The sequence below is a fragment of the Burkholderia sp. E168m23 genome (genome assembly GCF_016586125.1).
GTDB lineage: Bacteria > Pseudomonadota > Gammaproteobacteria > Burkholderiales > Burkholderiaceae > Burkholderia > Burkholderia orbicola.
In genome coordinates, this window is sequence record NZ_BCPP01000584.1 from 1 (window position 1) to 4,559 (window position 4,559).

The 4,559-nt window shown below is 65.9% G+C and carries 4 protein-coding genes; 1 reads left to right on the forward strand and 3 read right to left on the reverse strand.

The genetic code is table 11. The annotated features are described in order from the left end of the window. Positions 1 to 645: alpha/beta fold hydrolase (locus JMF90_RS25230; RefSeq protein WP_201325566.1), on the reverse strand; the 645-nt coding region annotated here is incomplete at its 3' end. 249 nt (positions 646 to 894) lie between these two features. Here JMF90_RS25230 and JMF90_RS25235 point away from each other — a divergent pair. Then, the gene (locus JMF90_RS25235; protein ID WP_011546368.1) at positions 895 to 1,854 is read left to right on the forward strand and encodes a nitronate monooxygenase family protein; all 960 of its coding nucleotides are present in this window, start codon (positions 895 to 897) and stop codon (positions 1,852 to 1,854) included. Between the two features lie 126 nt (positions 1,855 to 1,980). Here JMF90_RS25235 and JMF90_RS25240 read toward each other — a convergent pair whose 3' ends face one another. After that, positions 1,981 to 2,943: a LysR family transcriptional regulator gene (locus tag JMF90_RS25240; protein ID WP_006477616.1), complete on the reverse strand. Its 963-nt coding sequence runs from the start codon at positions 2,941 to 2,943 to the stop codon at positions 1,981 to 1,983. Positions 2,944 to 3,138: 195 nt separating this feature from the next. After that, positions 3,139 to 4,215 (reverse strand): porin, encoded by a 1,077-nt coding sequence (locus JMF90_RS25245; RefSeq protein WP_011546370.1) that lies wholly within the window; start codon positions 4,213 to 4,215, stop codon positions 3,139 to 3,141. Positions 4,216 to 4,559: the final 344 nt, after the last annotated feature.

The window sequence follows — 4,559 nt, forward strand, 5'->3', positions numbered from 1 at the left end:
GGACGCGCGGTAGTCCTCGCACATCGCATGCACGGCGCCCGGCTGCGCGAGCGCCGCCCGGTACGCGTCGAGCGCCTCGGGCGCGAACGGCGCCAGCCCGGCCGAGCGGTTGCCCATCACGCGCTCGATGTACGCATCGGTCTGCGCGCCCACCAGCGTCTCGGGCAGCGGCTCGGGCTGGATCAGGAAGAACCAGTGGAAATACGCGGTCGCGAACGCGCGATCGGTTTTCTCGTACATCGCGAGCGTCGGCGCGATGTCGAGCAGCATCATCCGCTCGACGGCGTCCGCGTGGTCGAGCGCGAGCCGGTGCGCGACCCGCGCGCCGCGATCGTGCGCACACACGTGGAACTGCTCGAAGCCGAAATGCCGCATCACGGCGACCTGGTCCGCCGCCATCGCCCGTTTCGAATACGGCGTGTGCCGCGCGTCGCTCGGCGGCCGGCCCGATGCGCCGTAGCCGCGCAGGTCGGTGGCGATCACCGTGAAGTGATTCGCGAGCGTCGCCGCAACGCGATGCCAGATCATGTGGGTCTGCGGATGGCCGTGCAGCAACAGCAGCGGCGGACCCGTGCCTCCTTTGACACCGAAAATGTCGGTGTCCTGCACCGTCACGCGAAACGGTGCAAACGCCTCAAACGACATGGTTTGTTTCTCGTTGGTTTGTTATGGCGGCTATTTTAGGAGCGACGACGCGTCTTCACAGCGGGCCAAGCACCCGAAACCGTAGAAAGAGAACACTCACTCGATTGCCGGCACACCGCGCAGTTTGTTAAGCTCGCGTAGAATCGCACGACCGTTCGTATTAATATGAACGAACGCGTTCCGCCGCTACACTCAATACACTCGAATCACCGTCCGACCGCAACGCCCCCCGGAGACTGGAGACATCACATGGCATTGCCCACCGTCCTGCAGAACCTGACGCTCCCCGTCATCGCGTCGCCGATGTTCATCGTCAGCTACCCCGAACTCGTGCTCGCGCAATGCAAGGCGGGCATCGTCGGTTCGTTCCCCGCGCTCAACGCGCGCCCGGCCGAACTGCTCGACGCGTGGCTCACGCAGATCCAGTCGGAACTCGCCGACCACAAGGCAAAACATCCCGATGCGGTGATCGGCCCGATCGCGGTCAACCAGATCGTCCACCAGTCGAACGCGCGGCTCGAACACGACGTGCGCGTGTGCGTCGAGCACAAGGTGCCGATCTTCATCACGAGCCTGCGCGCACCGGCGCGCGAGATCGTCGACGCGGTGCACAGCTACGGCGGCATCGTGCTGCACGACGTGATCAACCTGCGGCACGCGCAGAAGGCGCTCGAAGCGGGCGTCGACGGGCTGATCCTCGTCGCGGCCGGCGCCGGCGGCCACGCGGGCACGACGTCGCCGTTCGCGCTGGTCGGCGAAGTCCGCAAGATCTTCGACGGCCCGATCGTGCTGTCCGGCTCGATCGCGAACGGCGGCTCGATCCTCGCCGCGCAGGCGATGGGCGCCGACTTCGCGTACATGGGCACGCGTTTCATCGCGACGCAGGAAGCGCACGCGATCGACGACTACAAGCACGCGATCCTGAACGCGAAATCGTCGGACATCATCTACACGAACCTCTTCACCGGCGTGCACGGCAACTACATCCGCGAGAGCATCGAGAAGGCCGGCCTCGATCCGGACGCGCTGCCGGAATCCGACAAGACCAAGATGAATTTCGGCAGCGACAAGACCAAGGCGTGGAAGGACATCTGGGGTGCCGGCCAGGGCGTCGGCCTGATGGACGACCTGCCGAGCGTAGGTACGCTCGTCGAGCGGCTCAAGCGCGAGTACGACGACGCGAAGGCGCGGCTCGGCATCCCGCGCTGACGGAGGCGGCGCCCGGCGCGGTCGCCATCGACGCGAGATCGTCGAACCAAACGAAAAAGCGCGAACCGTTGCGGTTCGCGCTTTTTTATTGCCCCGCCGCGGCAGCGGACGGGCCGACGATGCGGCTCAGACCGCGCGCTTCATCCGCGTGATCGGCAGCACGCGCAGCCGCGATTCGATCGACGGGCACAGCGACTGCCCTTCGAAACGCGCGGCCAGGAAATCGACGAACGAGCGCACCTTCGCGGACACGTGGCGACGGCTCGCATACACCGCATAGATCGGCGCCTCGTGCGGCGGCACGGAATCGAGCAACACCGGCACGAGCCGGCCCGATTCGATGTCGTCGCCGACCACTTCGGTGCCGAGCAGCGCGATGCCCGCGCCGGCGAGCACGGCCGCGCGCAGCCCTTCGAGATGGTTCACGATCAGGTTGCCGTTCAGGCTCACGCGCGACGCGGCGGCCGCGTCGATCACGAGCGAGTCGAGCATCGTCGAATTCGAATCGCGCCGCAGGTAGTTGTGGTTCGCGAGATCGGCGATCGTCTGCGGCGTGCCGTGTTTCTCGAGATACTCGGGCGACGCGACCAGCAGGATGTGCGCGGTCGCGATCTGCCGCGCGACCAGCGACGACGATTTCAATCCGTTCGGCGCCGCGCGCACCGCGACGTCGTAGCCTTCCTCGATCAGGTCGACCACGCGATCGGACAGCGTCATGTCGACGGTCACGTCCGGGAACCGGCCCGCGTAATCGGTGACGGCCTGCATCACGTGCCGCAGCCCGAACGCGGACAGCGACGTCACGCGCAACCGCCCCTGCGGCACCACGCTCGCGGCGCCGACGGCCTGGCCGGCTTCGTCGAGTTCGGACAGCGCCTGCACGAGGCGCTCATAGTATTCGCGTCCCGCCTCGGTCGGCGCGACGCGTCGTGTCGTGCGATGCAGCAGCCGCGCGCCGAGCTGCTGCTCGAGGTGCATCACGTGCTTGCTCGCCATCGCCGCCGACATCTGCATGCGCTCCGCCGCGCCGACGAAGCTGCCCACTTCGACGACGTAGCGAAACACATTCATGCTGACGAGGGTATCCATCGAACTAGCTCGCAATCCCGGGGGAATCAACCAATTACGAGATAGGGTAACAAAGGCGAGGAAACAGAAAGGTCAAGAAAGGCAAAACGGCGCCGCGGGTGACGGCGCCGTTTTGGGTAGCAATGACGGGCGGAAAACATGCAGCCGAAACACGCGATTGACGCGCGCGTCCGGCGCACCGATCGCGCGTGCGCGTCAGAACTTCGCGCGGATGCCTGCGCCGAACGTGTTGCCGGTCGACAGGCCGCTGATGTGGTCGTTCATGTAGGCCGCGTAGACGTCGGTGCGCTTGGACAGCGGATAGTCGTAGCCGACGGCCCACGTCTGGCGCGTCTGGTCGAGGCCGCCCGCGTCGCGCGAATACGCATACGACGCCATCGCGTTGCCCACGCCGATCGGCACCGACACGCCGCCCTGCGCGGTGTTGACGTGCCAGCTGCCCGCGACCTGGTCGTTCTTCGTATACATGTACTGGCCGAACAGCTTCACGAGCTTCAGGTCGTAGGTCGCGCCGACCAGCGCGATGCCCTGGCTCTTCATGCCGGTCACGAGCGCGCTCAGGTCCTGCGGGCCGTTGTTGAAGTTCACGTACTGATACACGGCGGTCGCCGCGAACGGGCCGTTCGCGTAGTTGAACTGCGCGCTCCACTTCTTCGAACGGTTGTCGCCGGCCTGGTTGCCGAGTGCGTACATCGCGCCGAAATTCAGGCCACCGAACGAAGGCGACGTATAACCCACCGCGTTGTTCCAGCCCGAATCGCCGACCGCGCCCTGGTCGCTCGGATAGGTCGGGAACGTGCCGAGGCCGAGGAACACGTGATACACCATCGGCGAGAAGGTGTACGAGTCGTAGAACGGGTTGAACAGGATCGTCGACAGGAACAGGTGCGTCGTCAGGCGGCCCGCCGTCACCGTGCCGTACGGCGAGCTGATGCCGACGTACGCGTTGCGCGCGAAGAACGTGTCGCCCTGGAAGCGGCCGTACTGGCCGTTCTGCGCACGGAAGAAGCTCTCCAGCGTGAAGATCGCCTTGTAGCCGTCGCCGAGATCCTCTGCGCCGTGCAGGCCCCAGTACGACGTCGACATGCCGCCGCCCGACACGTTCCACGCACGATCGCCGCCGGGGAACTTGGTGGCGCCGACCCATTCGTCAACCTGCCCGTAGAGCGAGACGCTCGATTGCGCATGGACGGGTGCGGCGGCCGCCACGCAGGCGGCCGCGGCGATCAGCTTGACGGACGTGCGCGACGCACGGCGAGCGAATGCTTTCATGGGATCTCCAGGTTTTGTCGGATAGTCGATAAGTGGCGCGAGCGTTGTTGTTTGGAGCCGAGTGCTTGCGTCGTATGGGGCGCAGCCATCTTTACGGATCATTCGTCCGGTCAAAATTGCGCACACTTATTGCGGGTATAGCGCCGGCATTAACTTCGCGGAATGTATCCATGGCCGGATGCACCGCGGCGGCCCGGCGCGAGCGCGGTCGCGCGGGCGGGCGGCGGCGTGGCATACGCGTGCCGGGCGCGAAAGATAGCGCAATGCGGGGGGAAAATCAGCGGAAATCTGCGCGCGACTGTGGCGAATTCGCATCAGCCGGCAGGGAGACGAGCGCCGAGGCG